This window comes from Rhizobium sp. Root1212 (genome assembly GCF_001424985.1).
Classification (GTDB): domain Bacteria; phylum Pseudomonadota; class Alphaproteobacteria; order Rhizobiales; family Rhizobiaceae; genus Pararhizobium.
This window is the reverse complement of sequence record NZ_LMDA01000012.1, coordinates 112,464-129,327: the sequence shown is the minus strand read 5'-3', so window position 1 is coordinate 129,327 and position 16,864 is coordinate 112,464. Positions and strand designations below refer to the sequence as shown.

Here is a 16,864-nt window from a genome sequence, read left to right as displayed (position 1 = left end):
TCATCCCGAAGCTTACTTGGCGGCTGCGACGGCAGTCACCAGTTCCTTCACGGCGTCGTCAGACGAAAGCTCGCCGTTGAACTCGCGGGTCACCACGTCGTAGATCGCGTTCTTCACAGCCGCCGGGTTGGCGTGGCCGTGCGCCATGGAGCCCATCAGCGTGCCGTTGGTGTTGGCTTCTGCGAGGTCCTTGATCGCCTTCTTGCCGCAATCGTCGAAAGCGGTATCCGGAACGTCGGTGCGAGCCGGAACCGAGCCCTTGACCACGTTGAAGGCCGACTGGAAGGTCGGGCTTTCGATCGCGGAGGCCATGGCGAGCTGGGCCGGAACCTTGTCTTCGGCAATCTTGAACATCGCGAACTGGTCGGAGTTGAAGGTGACCGACCCCTGCGTACCGGGGAAGCGCATGCAGACGAAGTCGGTGCCCGGCACCTTCTTGGCCTTCAGGAATTCGCCCTTGGCCCAGTCGCCCATGAACTGCACGCCGGCCTTGTTCTCGATGACCATGGCGGAAGCGAGGTTCCAGTCACGGCCGGAGAAGTTGTCGTCCACATAGGAACGCAGCTTCGTCATGCGGTCGAAAGCTTCCTTCATCTTGTCGCTGCCGAGCGTATCGGGATCGAGATCGATAAAGGCCTTCTTGTAGAAGTCGTTGCCGAGCGAGAGCACGACAGCGTCGAAGATCGTCGCATCCTGCCACGGCTGGCCGCCATGGGCGATCGGGGTGATGCCCTGGGCCTTGAAGTTGTCGAGCAGCGCGATCAGTTCGTCCCAGTTCTGCGGCTCCTTGCCGCCGGCCTTGTCGAGCGCGGCCTTGTTGATCCACATCCAGTTGGTGGAGTGGACGTTGACAGGTGCTGCGATCCAGTGGCCGTCATACTTCGAGAACTGCTGCAGGGCGGTCGGGATTACCTTGTCCCAGCCTTCCTTGCCGGCCACTTCATCGAGGTTGCCGAGCGCGCCTTCCTTGGCCCAGTCGAGAATGTCGAAGCCGAGCATCTGCACGGCCGTCGGCGCGTTGCCGGCGGTAACGCGAGCGCGCAGGACGGTCATGGCTTCCGTGCCGCCGCCGCCGGCGACCGGCATGTCGGTCCAGGTAATACCCTTGGATTCGAGGTCCTTTTTCAGGACGTCGAGCGCGGCCGCTTCGCCGCCGGACGTCCACCAGTGCAGCACTTCGACGTTTTCAGCCGCCTGGGCCACAACCGCCGTTCCCGTCAGGCCGGTCAGCGCCATTACCGCTGCAACCGCCGTCGTCGTCATCAACTTGCGCATCGTTATCCTCCCGTTTGCAAGTTCCCTGCGGGAAATATCTCCCCGCTCTTTTCAAAACCAACCGCCTTGGGCGGCTGGCAATCCGTCACGGCTCCCCGCCGCGGGCTCAATTTAAAACGTTATAAATACTAGCAAGTCAAGCGCGTGTGCGAAACTTCGACCAATTGCTTAACCGCATTGATTAATAACGATAATTCAGATGATATGCATGCTGCATTGCAACATGAATAGCTGTATCCGATGCATTTAAAACGTTTTCACAATCCGCGTTGCGCCTTCGTCCGTAGCGGGTTACAAAGACGCCTTGTCCATGCGTTCCGTGAGTCATTCCTTGGCTGATACTCCCAAAGCCCCGCCAGCCGACGCACCGCTCAAAGCGGCAAAGCCGACACTGCGCACCATCGCCGAGCTGACCGGTTTTGCGGTGACCACGGTTTCGCGGGCGTTGAGCAATGCGCCGCAGATTTCCGCCGAAACCCGCAGGCGCGTTCACCAGGTCGCAAGCGAGATCGGCTACCTGCCCGACCGGGCCGCCCAGCGCCTGAAGACCGGCCGCACCAACGTCATCAGCGTGCTGCTCGATCCGCATGAGGAAATCCTCGGCTACGGCACCTCGCTTATGCTCGGCATCGCCCGCGCGCTGAGGGACACGCCGTTTCACCTGATCGTCACGCCGAGTTTCGCCGCCACCAGCAATGTCGATGCCGTCAGGCATATCGTCCGCAACGGCATGGCCGACGGCATCATTTTTTCCCGCACCGAACCCTTCGACCCGCGCGTGCGGCTGCTGCTGGAGCAGGGCTTTCCCTTCGTCGCCCATGGCCGCACGGAATTCTCCACGCCGCATCCTTACGTCGATTACGACAACTTCACCTTCGCCTACGAGGCGACCCGGCGCCTGATCGCCCGCGGCCGGCGCAAACCGACGATCATCCTGCCCCCGAAGCGCATGACCTTTTCCCAACACCTGCAGCACGGCTTCATGACCGCCGTGCGCGAGGCGGGCGTGGCCTACGAAATCCCTGACGATATCGACCTCGACTGTCCCGTCGACCAGATCCGCGATTTCGTCAGCCGCCGCGCCGGCCTGCCCGACGCACCGGACGGTTTCGTCTGCGGCGGCGAGGTCTCGGCGCTGGCGACAATCACCGGCATGAGCGACCGCGGCCTGACGCTGGGCAACGAATACGACATCGTCGCCAAGCAGACCTCGAAACTGCTGGTCAACATCCAGCCGAAAGTCGAGACGATCTACGAAGACCTCGTCGATACCGGCTTTCGCATGGGCACGACCCTGCTGGCCGCCATCGGCGGCGAGACCGATCCCGGCAAGCTGCAGACGCTGCTGGAACCGACGATCGATTTTCCCGACAGGGCTTGAGATGGGCTGCGGACGGACAGGCGACATCGCCGTCTCGTTCAGCCGCCCTCCTTTCCGCAAGCGTGCCATGGCTCTCTCCCTTAGCGCGGCATCCACCAGCCGGTGCGTTGGCCGATGTGCATGTTGAGGGTCTTGGTTTCTGTATAATCCTCCACCGCATGGCGGCCGAGTTCGCGGCCGAGGCCAGACTGGCGGTAGCCGCCGAAGGGAAGCTCCGGCGTGCCGTCCATGAATGTGTTCATCCAGACCGTGCCGGCGCGCACCTTGCGGCCGATGGTCATGCAGGTGTCGAAATCCCGGCTCCAGACGCCGGCCGAAAGGCCGTAGTCGATGGAGTTGGCAATGCGGATCGCCTCGTCCGTGGTCTCGAAGGAGAGAACGGAGAGAACCGGCCCAAAAACCTCTTCGCGGGCGACAGCCATGTCCGGCCTCACGGCCGAAAGGATGGTCGGGGACATGAACTGGCCGATGCCGAGATCGATGGCCGATCCGCCATGGGCAACCGTGGCACCACTGCCGGAAGCCGCCGAGACGAAGCCGACGATCTTTTCCAGATGCTGCGGCGTGATGATCGCGCCGACCTTGGTTTCCGGGTCGAGCGGATCGCCGACCTTCACCTTGGCCGAAAGCGCGGCCACACGAGAGACGACCTCATCGACGATATCGCGATGGACAATCAGCCGTGAGCCGGCATTGCAGCATTCGCCCGCGTTGAAATAGGCGCCGAAGACGGCGGCATCGATGAACTCGTCGATATTGGCGTCGGGGAAGACGATCTGCGGGTTCTTGCCGCCGAGTTCGAGCGAGACCTTCTTGAGCGTCTGCGCGGCATTGGTCATGGTGAGCTTGCCGACGCCGGTCGAGCCGGTGAAGGACACCATGTCGACCTCGGCATGGCTGGTCATGATCGCGCCGACATCCGGCCCGGTGCCGGTGATGATGTTGACGACGCCGGCCGGAACACCTGCGGCTTCGAGGATTTCGCCGAGCAGCAACGTCGAGCCGGAGGTGAGTTCCGAAGGCTTGACGACCGTTGTGCAGCCGGCAGCGAGCGCAAACGGCAGCTTCTGGCTGACGATCAGGAACGGGAAATTCCAGGGGGTGATGATCGAGACGACACCGATCGCCTCGCGCAGCACGACGCCGAGGGTGCCGTCGCCGAGCGTGTTGTAGCTTTCGCCGTGCAGATCGCGGGCAAGGGCGGCTGCGTAGCGCCAGATATCGGCCGCGCCGCCAAGTTCGGCCTTGGCCTGGCTGATCGGCTTGCCGGATTCGATGCAATCGAGATAGGCCAGTTCATCGGCACGGGCGGCGATGAGATCGGCGGCTTTCAGCAAGACATGCGAACGCTCCGAAGCCGTCATGCGCGGCCACGGGCCATCCTCGAAAGCGCGGCGGGCGGCGGCAATGGCACGCTCGGCATCGGCCTTTTTCGCGGCCGGATAGCGGCTAACGACGACGCCGTGACCGGGGGCGACGCGCTCCAGCGTCTCGCCGGTTTCGGCCGCTACCCATTTGCCGTCGATCAGCATGCGGAAGTCGCGCACCGCGACATCGCCAAGCGCCTTGGGCTTCACCAGAACCGTCATTACCATTCTCCCTTGAATTCGGCCGGGCGCTTGGCGGCAAAGGCCGCGACGCCTTCCTTCATGTCGCCGGTCTTGGCGGCGAGGATCGAGCCCAGCGCCTCGACGGCAGCCCCGTTGTCCTCGCCATTGGCGACCGCGATCATCAGTTTGCAGATTTCCAGCGCCGCCGGCCCGCGGGCGGCGATCTTCTGGGCCTTTTCCTTGGCCTTCGTGAGCGCCGTACCTGTCTCGACGACATGATCGACGATGCCGAGCGCACGGGCCTCTTCAGCCGTAAACATCTCGCCCGCCAGCACCATGCGCCGTACGGCCTGCGCGCCAAACCGCGCCACCAGCCGCTGCGTGCCCGACCAGCCCGGCACCATACCGAGGCTCGTTTCCGGCAAGCCGATCTTGATCTGCGCTTCAGCTATGCGGACATCGGCGACAGCCGCCAGTTCCAACCCACCGCCCAGTGCATGACCGTTCATTGCCGCGATCACCGGCATGCGCAGCGTCGCCAACCGTTCGAACACGCGATGGCCGAAGCGCACCCAGGCATGGCCGAATTCGTTGGGGCTCATCGCCCCCCAGGCCTTGATATCGCCGCCGGCGGAAAAGGCCTTGCCTTCCCCCGTCAGCACTGTCACGCGGATATCGGCATCGCTTTCAATCTCGTCGCAGGCGGCAGACAGCCCCTTCAGCATCTCAATATCGAGCGCATTGAGCTTGTCGGGCCGCGACACCGTCAAAACAGCGACATGACCTTCCCGATCGATGCGGATGCGTTCATCAGCCATGATGCACTCCCGATACGACGCGAGCGGGCTTTTCCGGCAGAGTAAGACCGATCGGCGCTTCGCCGAACAAAGCCGCATCCATGACCTTCAGCTTGTCGGAAACGATCAGCGGGAATTCCGACTGGTCGAGAATATGTGTTTGCAAATCGACGCCCGGCGCGATCTCCGTCAGCATGATGCCTTCCGGCGTCAGCTTCAGCACGCAGCGCTCGGTGACATAGGTGATATCCTGCCCCTGCGCGACACCGCGCGGGCCGGAGAAGGTGACGTGCTCGACCGCTTCGACCAGCTTCTTCAGCTTGCCTTCCTTGTCGATGACAAGCTTGCCGTCTGCGACCGAGAGCTTGGCGCCGGCATTGAACATGCCGGAAAAGACGATCTTCTTCGCTCGCGCCGTGATATCGACGAAGCCGCCCGCACCCGCCGTCACATGCGGCCGGAATGAAAGCTTGGAGACATTCACCGAACCATCGCGGCCGATTTCGAGGAAGGAGAGCAGCGAGGCATCGAAGCCCGCGCCCTGGAAATATGTGAACTGGTAGGGCGACGGCATATAGGCATCGGCATTCGAGGCGCAGCCGAAGGCGAAATCGAGAAGCGGTACACCGCCGACAGCCCCCTGCTCGATCACCCAGGTCACGGAGCCATGCAAACCCTCTTCCATCAGGATACGCGGCACATTGGCCGAGATGCCGAAGCCGAGATTGACGCAGCTGCCACCCTCAAGCTCCTGTGCCACGCGGCGGGCAATCACCTTCTGGATATTGAATTCCGGCACCCGGAACGTCTCGAGCGGCCGAAAGATTTCGCCTGATATGGCCGGATCGTAATCCGTCAGCGTCGTCTGCTTCTGATCGGGATCGACGACGACATAATCGACGAGCATGCCGGGTACGCGCACATCATGGGGTTTCAGCGATCCCGATTTAGTAATGCGCTTCACCTGCGCGATGATGATGCCGCCATTGTTGCGAGCGGCGAGCGCCTGATCGAGGCCGCCAAGATAGGCGCCCTCGTGCTCATAGGTGAGATTGCCGCGTTCGTCCGCCGTCGTAGCGCGGATGATCGCCACCTGGGGCACGATCGACTTGAAATACAGCCACTCCTCGCCTTCGAACTCGATCTTCTTGACGATCGATTGCGCCGCAGCCTTGCCGTTCATGGCGCAGCCTTCGCGGGAGGGATCGACGAAGGTTTCGAGGCCGACCTTGGTCAGCACGCCCGGCCGCTTGGCTGCCGCCTCGCGGTGCATGTCGAACAGGATGCCCGAGGGCACGTTATAGGCCGGGATCTCGTCATTGCCGATCATCTGCCAGATGAGGGGCGGTTCGGAAGAGGACGGGCCGGAGGGATAGGAGCCTCCGATGATGCGGGCGAGCAAACCCTTCTTGGCGATGTAATCGACACCCTTGATGCCGCTCATGTCGCCGGCTGCGATCGGGTGCAGCGTCGTGATGTTCTGCGGATGACCGGTCGCGTCGAAGCGTTCGCCGATAGCCTTCAGCATCAGGTCCGGGCAGCCGAGACCGCTCGACGACGAGACGGTGACGACGGCTCCATCCGGGATCAGGGCGGCGGCTTCGGCCGAGGTGATATGCTTGCTCATGGGTCTCACAGTCCGGATTCGATCTTGGCGCTCGTGCCCGATGCTACAGCCTTGATGACCGCAAGGCCGGTCGCCAGCGACCAGATGCCGTCTTCGCCGGTGCAGAGCGGCTTGCCCTTGCCGGCAATGGCGGCGTCGAAGGCGGTGAGCGTATTTTGATAGAGGTTGCGGTGGTCGACCGGCAGCTGGTGCTCGCCCTCGGCATTAACAAGGGTGACGGTGCCGCCGGGCTTCTGGATCATGCAGTTACGGCCGAACAGCGAACCTTCGGAGCCATGCACCTCGAAGCTGGTGACGGCATATTTGGTGGTGAAGCCATCATGGAACTGGGCAATCAGGCCGGACTTGAAACGCATCGCACCCATGACCGCATCCTCAAGCCCCGCTTGCGCCATGCCGCCATGCTGGCCGAAGGCAACCGCCTCGACCGGATCATCGCCAAGCACGAAGCGCAGCGCATCCGTGTCATGCACGGTGATATCGAGGATAACGCCGCCGCCGGCTTCCGGCCGGTCGAGACGCCAGCCCTGCAAATGCGCCGGCAAAAGACCGGCATGGCAGATGCGGGCGGCAAGCGGCTTGCCAATGCGGCCGGCGGCAATCGCCGCCTTCATCGCCTGATGGGTCGCGGCACCGCGCAGATGGTGATTGGTCGCCATGACGACGCCGGCAGCGCGGGCCGCTTCCACCATCGCATGGGCGTCGTCGAGCGACATCGACAGCGGCTTTTCGCAGAGGATGTGCTTACCCGCTTGGGCTGCGGCAATCGCCTGATCGCGATGCAGTTCGTTGGTCGTCGAGATATAGACGGCATCGATATCGGGATCGCCGACCAGCTCGATCAGCGAGGTCACCGACTTCGGAATATCGTGATCGCGGGCATAGGTCGCGCCGCGCTCGGCGCTCGTGCTCATCACCGAAACGATCTCGCCGCCCACGGCGCGGATCGCATCGATCACCCATTCATGCGCGATCGTGCTCGCGCCGATCAAGCCCCAGCGTGTCATATCAGAGCCAGCCTTTCTCTCTTGTCTGCCGCGCTGCCGCAGCTCTGGCGGATCACGAGCCGCACCGACCCGATAATCGCCTCGGCATCCGCCTTGCCGGCATTGATCTGTTTGAGAAGCAGTTGCGCGGCGCGGCGGCCCATGCCCTGCGGATCGACGGATACCGTCGTCAACGCCGGCACCGCCGCCTTCGCCTCGATCACATCGTCGAAACCGACGACGGCAAAATCCACCCCCGGCTCCAGCCGCTTGGCCCGCAGACCGTCGCAGGCGCCGAAGGCGACCGCATCGTTGAAGCAGAGTGCCGCCGTCGGCCTGACCGGCAGCGACAGCGCCCGCTCGGCCGCATCGACACCACCGGCCCGCGACGGCGCGGAGCCGATGACCAGTTCCTCGCTCACCTCAAGTCCAGCATCGACGAGCGCATCGCGATAGCCGCGCAGACGCTCGCTGAAGACGGCCGTATCGGGAAAACCGCCGAAGAAGGCGATGCGGCGATGGCCGAGCCCGGCCAGATGGGTGACCGCCGCATGGGCGCCGGCATGATTGTCCGAAATCAGCGACGAAACCTTCGCGCCCACGATCTGGCGCACGACGTTCACCACCGGAACGCCGCTGGCGACCAGCGGCTTCAGGTCGGCGGCATCCGTGCCGCGCGCCGGGGAAAGAATCAGGCCGGAAATGCCATGCTCGCGCATCGAGGCGATGACCTCGCGCTGGCGATCGAGGCTTTCGCCGGTATTGGCAAGGAACTGAACGTAACCGGCCGATTGCACGACCATGTCGATACCGACGGCAAGCTCGGCGAAGAAGCTGTTGGTGAGATCGTTGACGACGACGCCGATGATCTTCGACTTGGCATTGGACTGGCGCAGATTGGCAGCACCACGATTATAGACATAGCCAAGCTCGCGGATAACGGCGTTGACCTTGGCCCGTGTCGTCTCGTTAACGAGCGGGCTGGCCTGCAGCACGAGCGAGACGGTCGACTTCGACACGCCGGCGGCGCGCGCAATATCGATGACCGTGACCCGCTCTTTCACCAAGACATTTCCTCCCACAAGGGCTCTCCGGCCCCTCGACTGGATCACAAGATAATTGGAACGTTCCAATTTTGTCAAGCGAAAGCGTCGGAAAAATACGTCTTGGTTCGGACTTCCAATGAAAGGGAGATAAAAGCCCATAGGTAAAATGTTTTAAGCAATTAATTTATAAATATTTTTTCAAGTATTGCGACGTATTTGCGGTTTCTAAATTTCACTTGGGGATGGCTGTGAGGACAGTCATTCGCTTCTCGTCAAGCCCCTCTTCGCCAAAACTACACTTGAAATTTGGAACGATCTAAATTATTCGACCATCAAACCCGAGGAGGAACTCCATGTCGCAAGCCCTGCTGCTGCCCCGCGCCGATGGCACCGTCGAAACCTATCGCCTCAGCGGAACGCCGATTGACCGCCCCGCCGCCGTGCCGCGCTTCAGCCGTATCGCCTATGCCGCCGCGCACGTGGTTTCCGATCCATTACGGGACCTTCAGCCTTGGGGCAGCCCGGCCATCGACTGGGACACGACACTCGCCTTCCGCCACCATCTCTGGTCGCTCGGCTTCAAGATCGCCGAAGCCATGGACACCTCCCAGCGCGGCATGGGGCTGGATTGGACAGGTGCGCAGGAGTTGATCCGCCGCTCGCTGGCGGAAGCGCGCACCGTCGAGGGTGCCGATCTCGCCTGCGGCGCGGGCACCGATCACCTTGCACCGGAAGACACCCGCTCGCTCGACGACGTGATCAAGGCCTATGAGACACAGGTCGGCTTCGTCGAGAAGCAAGGCGGCCGGTCGATCATGATGGCAAGCCGGGCGCTTGCCCGCATCGCCCGCTCGCCGGACGATTATCGTAAGGTCTACGGCCATATCCTCAGCCAGACCAAGGACAAGGTGGTGCTCCACTGGCTCGGCGATATGTTCGACCCACAGCTCAAGGGCTATTGGGGTTCGGAGAATTTCGAGACGACACTGGAAACCGTACTCTCCATCATCGAGGAAAACAGGGGCAAGGTCGAAGGCATCAAGATTTCACTGCTCGACAATGCCTATGAAGTGGCGCTGCGCAATCGCCTGCCGGAGGACGTGCTCTGCTTCACCGGCGATGATTTCAACTATGCGGAACTGATCGAAGGCGACGGCAGGAAGTATAGCCACGCCCTGCTCGGCATCTTCGATGCCGTCGCCCCCTCGGCTTCAAAGGCGCTGGCAGCGCTGGCCGAAGGTGATGTCTCCACCTTCCGCTCGGTCATCGAGCCGACCGTGCCGCTGTCGCGAAAAATCTTCGAGGCGCCGACGCAGTATTACAAGGCGGGCGTCGTCTTCCTCGCCTGGCTGAACGGCCACCAGAAGCATTTCACCATGCCGGCCGGCATGCAGTCGGCGCGCGGGGTGGTGCATTATGCCGATATCTTCCGGCTTGCCGACAAGGCCAATGTGCTCGACCGCCCGGAGCTGGCCGTCGAGCGCATGAAGGCTTTCATGACGGTTCAGGGGTTCTAAAACTTCGCCTGCGCCATGAGAATTTCGCGGGCGATCTGCTCCAGCGGCACGACCTTGTCGACGCCGCCATGGGCGATCGCTTCCTTGGGCATGCCGAAGACGACAGAGGTCGCCTCGTCTTGGGCGATATTGAAGGCCCCTGCCCGCTTCATTTCCTCCATGCCGCGGGCGCCGTCGTCGCCCATGCCGGTCATGATCACGCCCATGGCATTGGCCCCGGCCGCCCGCGCCGCCGAGCGGAACAGCACGTCCACCGAAGGCCGGTGACGGGACACCAGCGGTCCGGTTTTCACCGAGACATGATAGCGCGCGCCCTGCCGCTCCAAGAGCATATGCTTGTCGCCGGGGGCGATCAGCACGTGGCCGCGCAGCACCGGATCGCCGTCCTCGGCTTCCTTGACCTCGACTTCGCAGAGCCCGTTCAGCCGCTTGGCAAAGGCGGCGGTGAATTTTTCCGGCATGTGCTGGACGATGACCATGCCCGGCGCATTTGCCGGCAGCGCCTCCAGCATTTCGCGCAGGGCTTCCGTCCCACCGGTCGAAGCACCGACGCAGACGACCATTTCCGTCGTCTTCGCCATCGCCCGCCCGGTTGGCGGCGGTAGCATGGCATCGGCCGTCAGCTTGCTGGCCGGGCCGGATGCGGCCGCAGACCGCGTCGGCCGGCGCACACCGGAAATCCGCGCATGGGCGGCACTTTTCACCACTTCGCGAATGCGCATGCCGCTTTCGGCCAGATGATCGGCAGCCCCGATCTTCGGCTTCAGAATGATGTCGACGGCACCCGCCTCCAGCGCCTGCAGCAGGGTTTCAGAGCCGGTTTCCGTCAAGGACGAACACATGACGACCGGGATCGGATGCTGCGCCATCAGCTTGCGCAGGAAGGTGATGCCGTCCATGCGCGGCATCTCGACATCTAGCGTGATGACATCGGGAATATCTTCCTGAATGCGCTTTGCCGCCATGAAGGGATCGGAAGCCGCCCCCATCACCTCGATATCGGGGTCCTGGCTCAGCACGGCCGTCAGCGTCTGGCGGACGCTGGCGCTGTCGTCGACGATCAGCACCCGGATCTTCTTTCCCATTTTCGATCTGCCTTTCAGCAACGCCGTTTAAATTATGTCTTCTGAAAAACCGTATTGGACACCTGTTCCAACGGCAGGTCGATGCCGGTGATCGATTCTGAGTGGCCGATGAACATGTAGCCGCCCGGTATCAGGCAATCCGTCAGCCGCGACAGCACCGCCGCCTGCGTCGGCTTGTCGAAATAGATCAGCACGTTGCGGCAGAAGATGATGTGCATGGGATCGCCGACCGGATATTTGGCGTCCATCAGGTTCATGCGGGCGAAACCGATGCGCGAGCGCAGCTTCGGCGAAATCCGCACCTCGCTGTTGCCCGGCCGGACCGACCGCATCACATATTTCCGCATCATCTCCGACGGCACGGGTGCGACGAGATCGGCCGGATAGATGCCCTGATGCGCGGTCTGCAGCACATCGGTACTGAGGTCCGTCGCCAGGATCGAATAGTCGAGATCGTTGCGGCGCTCGACGAAGTCCTGCATCACCATGGCGATCGTGTAGGGCTCGGCCCCGGTCGAGCAGGCGGAACTCCAGATGCGCAGGTTGCGGTATCCCCGCTTGGCGAGAGCCGGCAGGGCGCTTTCGGCCATATAGTCGAAGTGCCTGGATTCGCGGAAGAAATCCGTCTTGTTGGTGGTGACGGCATCGATGAGATAGACGGCCTCATGCTCGATGCCGTCCTCGTTGAACAGGTAGTCGCAGTAATCGTCGAAGCTGGCGATGCCGGTTGCCCGAAGGCGGCGGCGAAGCCGGCCTTCGAGCATCGTCAGCTTGCTCTGCGGCATCTTGATGCCGCTGTAGTCGTAGATGTACCGGGCGAGCCGGTCGAAGTTCCGCTTGCTGATGCGGTCGTCGACCGCCTGCATCGGACGCAGCGCAGCACTACTCATCTGTGATCCTCAGGCAGCACCCGGAAGGGTGAGAAGAGCGGTTTCCTCCCGCGACAGGAGGCTTGCGAGATCGATGATCACGACAAACCCGCCCTCGCGGCGCACGACGCCGGCAATATAGCCGGAGCGCCAGCGGACCCCGATATCGGGGGCCGCCTCCACCTGGTCCTTGCGGAACGGCGTCACTTCAAAAACCCGGTCCGCCACCATGCCGAGGCACAGCATGCGGTTTTCCAGGGGGACATCCAGCACCAGAACCCGCGTGTGCGAGGTCGGCACGGTCTTGGAAAGGCCGAGCTTCAGCCTCAGATCGATCGTCGGCACCCCCTGCCCGCGCACATCGCGCAGGCCGAGCAGATAGTCGGGACCGTTTGGGATCTTGAAGGCTTCCTCATAGTCGAGGATCTCCCGGACCACCTCGACGGGAACGGCGAAGACTTCCTCGCCCAAGCTGAACGTCACGTATTGGGATTCGAGAGATGCTGTTGCCATGGTTCAAGCGCTTTCCCTGAAATCGGCGTCCTCTGCATCCGGGCCGCCCATGGAGAGATCGAGTGCGAAGCCCTTGACCCGAGCCTGCTGGGCCGAGACGCTGTTGCTCGCCGTGACTTTGCGAACGGGTGTCTTGGCTGCAGCCTTCGCCGGCTTGCGGATACCGCCGGCAACCTTCACGCCGGCACCATCGACCTTGAAGAAGGCGATCGAGGTCTGCAGTTCTTCGGCCTGAGCAGCAAGCTCTTCAGACGTTGCCGACATCTGCTCGGAGGCGCCGGCATTCTGCTGGGTCACCTTATCGAGTTGCTGGATCGCTTCATTGATCTGGCTTGCGCCGATATCCTGCTCGCGGCAGGCGGCGGAGATTTCCGAGACGAGTTCCGCGGTCTTGCGGATGTCCGGCACCAGACGGTTCAGCATCTCGCCGGCTTCCGCCGCAGCCTTGACGGTATCGCCGGACATCTGGCCGATTTCGGCAGCGGCCGATTGCGACCGCTCGGCCAGCTTGCGCACTTCCGAAGCGACGACGGCAAAGCCCTTGCCATGCTCACCGGCACGGGCGGCCTCAACTGCGGCATTCAGAGCGAGAAGGTCGGTCTGGCGGGCGATTTCCTGCACGATGGAAATCTTCTCGGCGATGGTGCGCATGGCGCTGACCGCGCGGGAGACGGCTTCGCCGCTGGCTTCCGCGTCCTTGGACGACTGGCGGGCGATCTTCTCCGTCTGGGCGGCGTTGTCGGCATTCTGCTTGATGTTGGCCGCCATCTCTTCCATCGAAGCCGAGGCTTCTTCGGCGGACGCGGCCTGCTCGGTCGCGCCTTGCGAAATCTGCTCGGAGCTTGCCGAGAGTTCCTGGCTGCCGGCGGAAACATTATCTGCTGCCGAAAGCGCGTCCCCGACGACGCCGCGCAGGCGCTCGACCATGCGCTGCAGGGCAAGACCCAGCGTGTCCTTCTCAGACAGCGGCGTCGGCTCGACCGTCAGGTCGCCATCGGCGATCTTGTCGGCAAGGCTTGCTGTGTTGCGCAGATTGGAGGTCATGCGCTGCATAGAGTCGACCAGATCCTTGATCTCGTCGTTGCTTTTGTGGGCGATCTCATAGTTGAGGTCGCCGATGCTGACGGCGTCGGCCAGATCGACGGCGCGGCGCAGCGCGCGGGAAATGTTGATCGAAATCCAGGCGGCGGCAGCGATCGAGAACAGGGTCAGGGCCACCGTCGCCGTGATCAGCAGCAGGCGCGACTGGACGTATTGCTCATCGGTCGCCGCATCGGTTTCCTTGACGTTGCCGGTCACCAGCAGGTTGATCTCGTCGATGACCTTCAGCGCCTTGTTCATGACCTCGCGGCCTTCGCCCATGGAAATCTTCGCGGCGAGCGTGTTGGATTCCGGCGTGTTCTGGATCGCCAGCTCGCTCATGCGCTTCTGCAGCGGCACGTATTGTTCGAAGAGGGTGCGGAACTCGGCCACCTTGGCCGCGACCTGCGGGTCCGTCGAATTCGAAAGCGTGGTGATCATCCCGTCCAGTTTGGCTTGACGCTCGTTGAGCGACTTCACGAATTCGCCGATCTCGGCGGGATTGGTGTTGAGGATCGAGTTCTTTTCGGCGCGGATCGTGCCGTTGAATTCCGCCGTGAGGTCCGCAAGTTCCTTCATGTCGGCGACCGGCTCGTTCACCATGCGCGTGATGGCCGTGTTGAGGGAGGCGAGATTGTAGATGGAGAGGCCGGCCATGCCGCCGGTGAGGAGAATAATGATCGCGAACACTATTCCCAGCTTCAGTTTGATCGTCATGCGCATCGTGTCACAGTCCTTCAGAGGAGGTCGAACGTTGAGAGGCTTTTGCGGAGCCCCGTCTTTTTCAATGTCCGAGCCAGCCAAGCGGGGCGGTGACTGATTCACGCCCACAGAACCGGTATTTTCGGATCGTTCTCGCGGCCGCGCCTACACACGCGGACCCCGACGGCCCCTGCCGGGCCGCCGGATAGCTGGAGGGAAAAGGCCGTCAGGCGCTTTCCCGGAAATGGTTGTCCTCAGCATCGGGACCGCCCATCGAGAGGTCCAGTGCAAAACCCTTGGCGCGGGCCTGCTGGGCTGCGACCGAGTTGCCGGCCGGGAACGCAGGACGCTTGGCCGGCGCCTTGGCGACGGCAGGCTTGGCTGCCGGCTTGGCGGCGGGCGCCAGCTTCTTGACCGAGGCCGCGCCATCGACCTTGAAGAAGGCGATGGAAGCCTGCAGTTCTTCCGCCTGGGCGGCCAGTTCCTCCGAGGTCGCCGACATCTGCTCGGAGGCGCTGGCGTTCTGCTGCGTCACCTTGTCGAGCTGCTGGATCGCTTCATTGATCTGGCTGGCGCCGATATCCTGTTCGCGGCAGGCGGCGGAGATTTCCGTCACCAGTTCCGCGGTCTTGCGGATGTCCGGCACCAGACGGTTCAGCATCTCACCGGCTTCGGCCGCAGCCTTGACGGTATCGCCGGACATCTGGCCGATTTCAGCAGCCGCCGACTGGGAGCGTTCGGCAAGCTTGCGGACTTCGGAAGCCACGACCGCAAAGCCCTTGCCATGCTCGCCGGCACGGGCGGCTTCCACGGCAGCGTTCAAGGCGAGAAGGTCGGTCTGGCGGGCGATTTCCTGCACGATCGAGATCTTTTCCGCGATGGTCCGCATGGCGGTAACCGCGCGGGAGACTGCCTCGCCGCTCGTCTCGGCATCCTTGGCGGACTGGCGGGCGATCTTCTCCGTCTGGGCGGCATTGTCGGCGTTCTGCTTGATATTGGCCGCCATCTCTTCCATCGAAGCCGAAGCTTCTTCGGCGGATGCCGCCTGTTCGGTCGCCCCCTGGGAGACCTGCTCGGAGCTTGCCGAGAGTTCCTGGCTGCCGGCAGACACGTTGTCCGAAGCTGAAAGCGCGTCACCGACGACACCACGCAGGCGCTCGATCATCACATTGACATTACCGAGCAGCACGCCGATTTCGTCGTGATTGGTGATTTCGGCCATCTTCGTGAGGTCGCCCTCGGCAACATCGGCAACGGCGGTGGTGGCGCGGCGCAGGCCGCGGGCGATGGTGAGCGAGATCCAGACGGCGGCGACGATCGCGATCAGCACGGCGAGAGCCGCAGCGGCCATCATCATCATGCGGGTCGTGTCATAGAGTTCCACCGCAGCGGTGCCGGCGTCCTGCAGGCGGCCTTCCTCGAGCTTGACGATTTCGCCGAGGATCGTGTCCATTTCGGTTGCAGCCGCACGGGCTGTCGTCACGGAGATGTTCTGGGCGGCCGGCGCATTGCCGGCGGCGAGGAAGTTGCGAATCTGCTGTTCGGCCTCATCCGACTGGACGGCGAGCGCCCGCATCTTGGCCCAGCGCGGCTTGCCCTGTTCGGTCGCCTTGGCTTCGGCGTCCGCAAGCAGGCCATCGAAGGCCTTGCGGGCGGCATCGCCCTTGGCGCGGGCGCTTTCGGCTTCCTTTTCATTGGTGGCGACCAGCAGGTTCTTCTGCTGGCGGATGGCCTGCAACTGCTCGATATTGATCTGTTGGGCGAGCTTCAACCGCGCGGCCGGGCCTTGCAAAACCTGTTCGAGATTGGTGTTGAGCGTGCCGAGGCTGAGGATGCCGTAACCGGCGGTGCCGAGCAGCAACACGATGACGAAGCCGAAGGCTATCGCCAGCTTTAGCTTGATCGTAAATCGCATAATCGAAATTCCTTTTCGCTACCCCGAACCCACGACGAGTCCTTAAGCCTCTTTCCGGAAGGAGAAGATGGCTTCGAGGTTCGGGAGGATGATGAATTGACCGCCCCGCTTGACGAGGCAGTTGATGTAGTCAGGCCGCCATTTCATGCCGACGCTCGGCGGCGGCTCGCTCATGTCCCTTGAAAGGGTGGTGACTTCATTCACCTTGTCCGTGCGAATGCCGACGAGGGTCAGCTCGCCCTGCAATTCGATTTCGATGACGACGATACGGCTATCGATCGTCGATGCGCCGGCCTCCATGCCGAAGGCCAGCCTTATGTCCGCAAGCGGGATCACCTTGCCGCGGAAATTGATGACGCTTCCGACGAAGGCCATCGCGCCGGGAACGGCCGTCTCGGGCAGGAGATCGAGGATTTCCTGCACCATGATCGCCTCGATCGCGAATGTCTCGCCATGGAGGTCGAAGGTCAGGACTTCGAGTTCACCATTGTCGTTCCAGTGCATGTCGGCCAGTTGCCGAA

Annotated in this window: 14 protein-coding genes; 2 read left to right on the top strand and 12 right to left on the bottom strand. The window is 62.7% G+C overall.

The window, feature by feature from the left end:
* Positions 1-12 precede the first annotated feature (12 nt).
* Positions 13-1,236, bottom strand: a complete 1,224-nt coding sequence (locus tag ASC86_RS12685; RefSeq protein ID WP_244477614.1) for an ABC transporter substrate-binding protein — start codon at positions 1,234-1,236, stop codon at positions 13-15.
* 370 nt (positions 1,237-1,606) lie between these two features.
* Here ASC86_RS12685 and ASC86_RS12680 point away from each other — a divergent pair, with 370 nt between their 5' ends.
* The gene (locus ASC86_RS12680; protein WP_056321369.1) at positions 1,607-2,656 is read left to right on the top strand and encodes a LacI family transcriptional regulator; all 1,050 of its coding nucleotides are present in this window, start codon (positions 1,607-1,609) and stop codon (positions 2,654-2,656) included.
* An 80-nt stretch (positions 2,657-2,736) separates the two neighbouring features.
* Here the strand turns inward: ASC86_RS12680 and ASC86_RS12675 are convergent, their stop codons facing one another.
* From ASC86_RS12675 to ASC86_RS12655, 5 genes are read right to left on the bottom strand one after another with little or no spacing between them, the layout of a single operon-like run.
* Positions 2,737-4,245, bottom strand: a complete 1,509-nt coding sequence (locus ASC86_RS12675) for an aldehyde dehydrogenase family protein (protein WP_056321366.1) — start codon at positions 4,243-4,245, stop codon at positions 2,737-2,739.
* Complete coding sequence (locus tag ASC86_RS12670; RefSeq protein ID WP_056321363.1) at positions 4,245-5,024, bottom strand: enoyl-CoA hydratase/isomerase family protein; 780 nt, start codon at positions 5,022-5,024, stop codon at positions 4,245-4,247. The genes ASC86_RS12675 and ASC86_RS12670 overlap by 1 nt, the downstream gene beginning before the upstream one ends.
* The gene (locus ASC86_RS12665) at positions 5,017-6,630 is read right to left on the bottom strand and encodes an acyl CoA:acetate/3-ketoacid CoA transferase (RefSeq protein ID WP_056321359.1); all 1,614 of its coding nucleotides are present in this window, start codon (positions 6,628-6,630) and stop codon (positions 5,017-5,019) included. Before ASC86_RS12665 ends, ASC86_RS12670 begins: the two co-directional genes overlap by 8 nt.
* Before the next feature lie 5 nt (positions 6,631-6,635).
* A complete protein-coding gene (locus ASC86_RS12660) occupies positions 6,636-7,637 on the bottom strand; it encodes a Gfo/Idh/MocA family oxidoreductase (protein ID WP_056321356.1) in 1,002 nt (333 codons plus the stop codon).
* Entirely contained in the window at positions 7,634-8,683 is a 1,050-nt protein-coding gene (locus ASC86_RS12655) for a LacI family DNA-binding transcriptional regulator (RefSeq protein ID WP_056321353.1), read from the bottom strand. Before ASC86_RS12655 ends, ASC86_RS12660 begins: the two co-directional genes overlap by 4 nt.
* Positions 8,684-9,015: 332 nt before the next feature.
* Here ASC86_RS12655 and ASC86_RS12650 point away from each other — a divergent pair, with 332 nt between their 5' ends.
* The gene (locus ASC86_RS12650) at positions 9,016-10,179 is read left to right on the top strand and encodes a dihydrodipicolinate synthase family protein (protein ID WP_056321350.1); all 1,164 of its coding nucleotides are present in this window, start codon (positions 9,016-9,018) and stop codon (positions 10,177-10,179) included.
* Here the strand turns inward: ASC86_RS12650 and ASC86_RS12645 are convergent.
* From ASC86_RS12645 to ASC86_RS12620, 6 genes are all read right to left on the bottom strand, one after another.
* The gene (locus ASC86_RS12645; protein ID WP_056321347.1) at positions 10,176-11,264 is read right to left on the bottom strand and encodes a chemotaxis response regulator protein-glutamate methylesterase; all 1,089 of its coding nucleotides are present in this window, start codon (positions 11,262-11,264) and stop codon (positions 10,176-10,178) included. The two genes, ASC86_RS12650 and ASC86_RS12645, sit on opposite strands and share 4 nt — an antisense overlap.
* Positions 11,265-11,296: 32 nt before the next feature.
* Complete coding sequence (locus ASC86_RS12640) at positions 11,297-12,154, bottom strand: protein-glutamate O-methyltransferase CheR (RefSeq protein ID WP_056321345.1); 858 nt, start codon at positions 12,152-12,154, stop codon at positions 11,297-11,299.
* Between the two features lie 9 nt (positions 12,155-12,163).
* A complete protein-coding gene (locus ASC86_RS12635) occupies positions 12,164-12,646 on the bottom strand; it encodes a chemotaxis protein CheW (protein WP_056321341.1) in 483 nt (160 codons plus the stop codon).
* A gap of 3 nt (positions 12,647-12,649) precedes the next feature.
* On the bottom strand, positions 12,650-14,449 hold the full coding sequence (locus ASC86_RS12630; protein WP_056321338.1) for a methyl-accepting chemotaxis protein: 1,800 nt from the start codon (positions 14,447-14,449) through the stop codon (positions 12,650-12,652).
* 205 nt (positions 14,450-14,654) lie between these two features.
* Complete coding sequence (locus ASC86_RS12625) at positions 14,655-16,343, bottom strand: methyl-accepting chemotaxis protein (RefSeq protein ID WP_056321335.1); 1,689 nt, start codon at positions 16,341-16,343, stop codon at positions 14,655-14,657.
* A 42-nt stretch (positions 16,344-16,385) separates the two neighbouring features.
* The gene (locus ASC86_RS12620; RefSeq protein WP_156387062.1) at positions 16,386-16,847 is read right to left on the bottom strand and encodes a chemotaxis protein CheW; all 462 of its coding nucleotides are present in this window, start codon (positions 16,845-16,847) and stop codon (positions 16,386-16,388) included.
* Between the last annotated feature and the right edge of the window lie 17 nt (positions 16,848-16,864).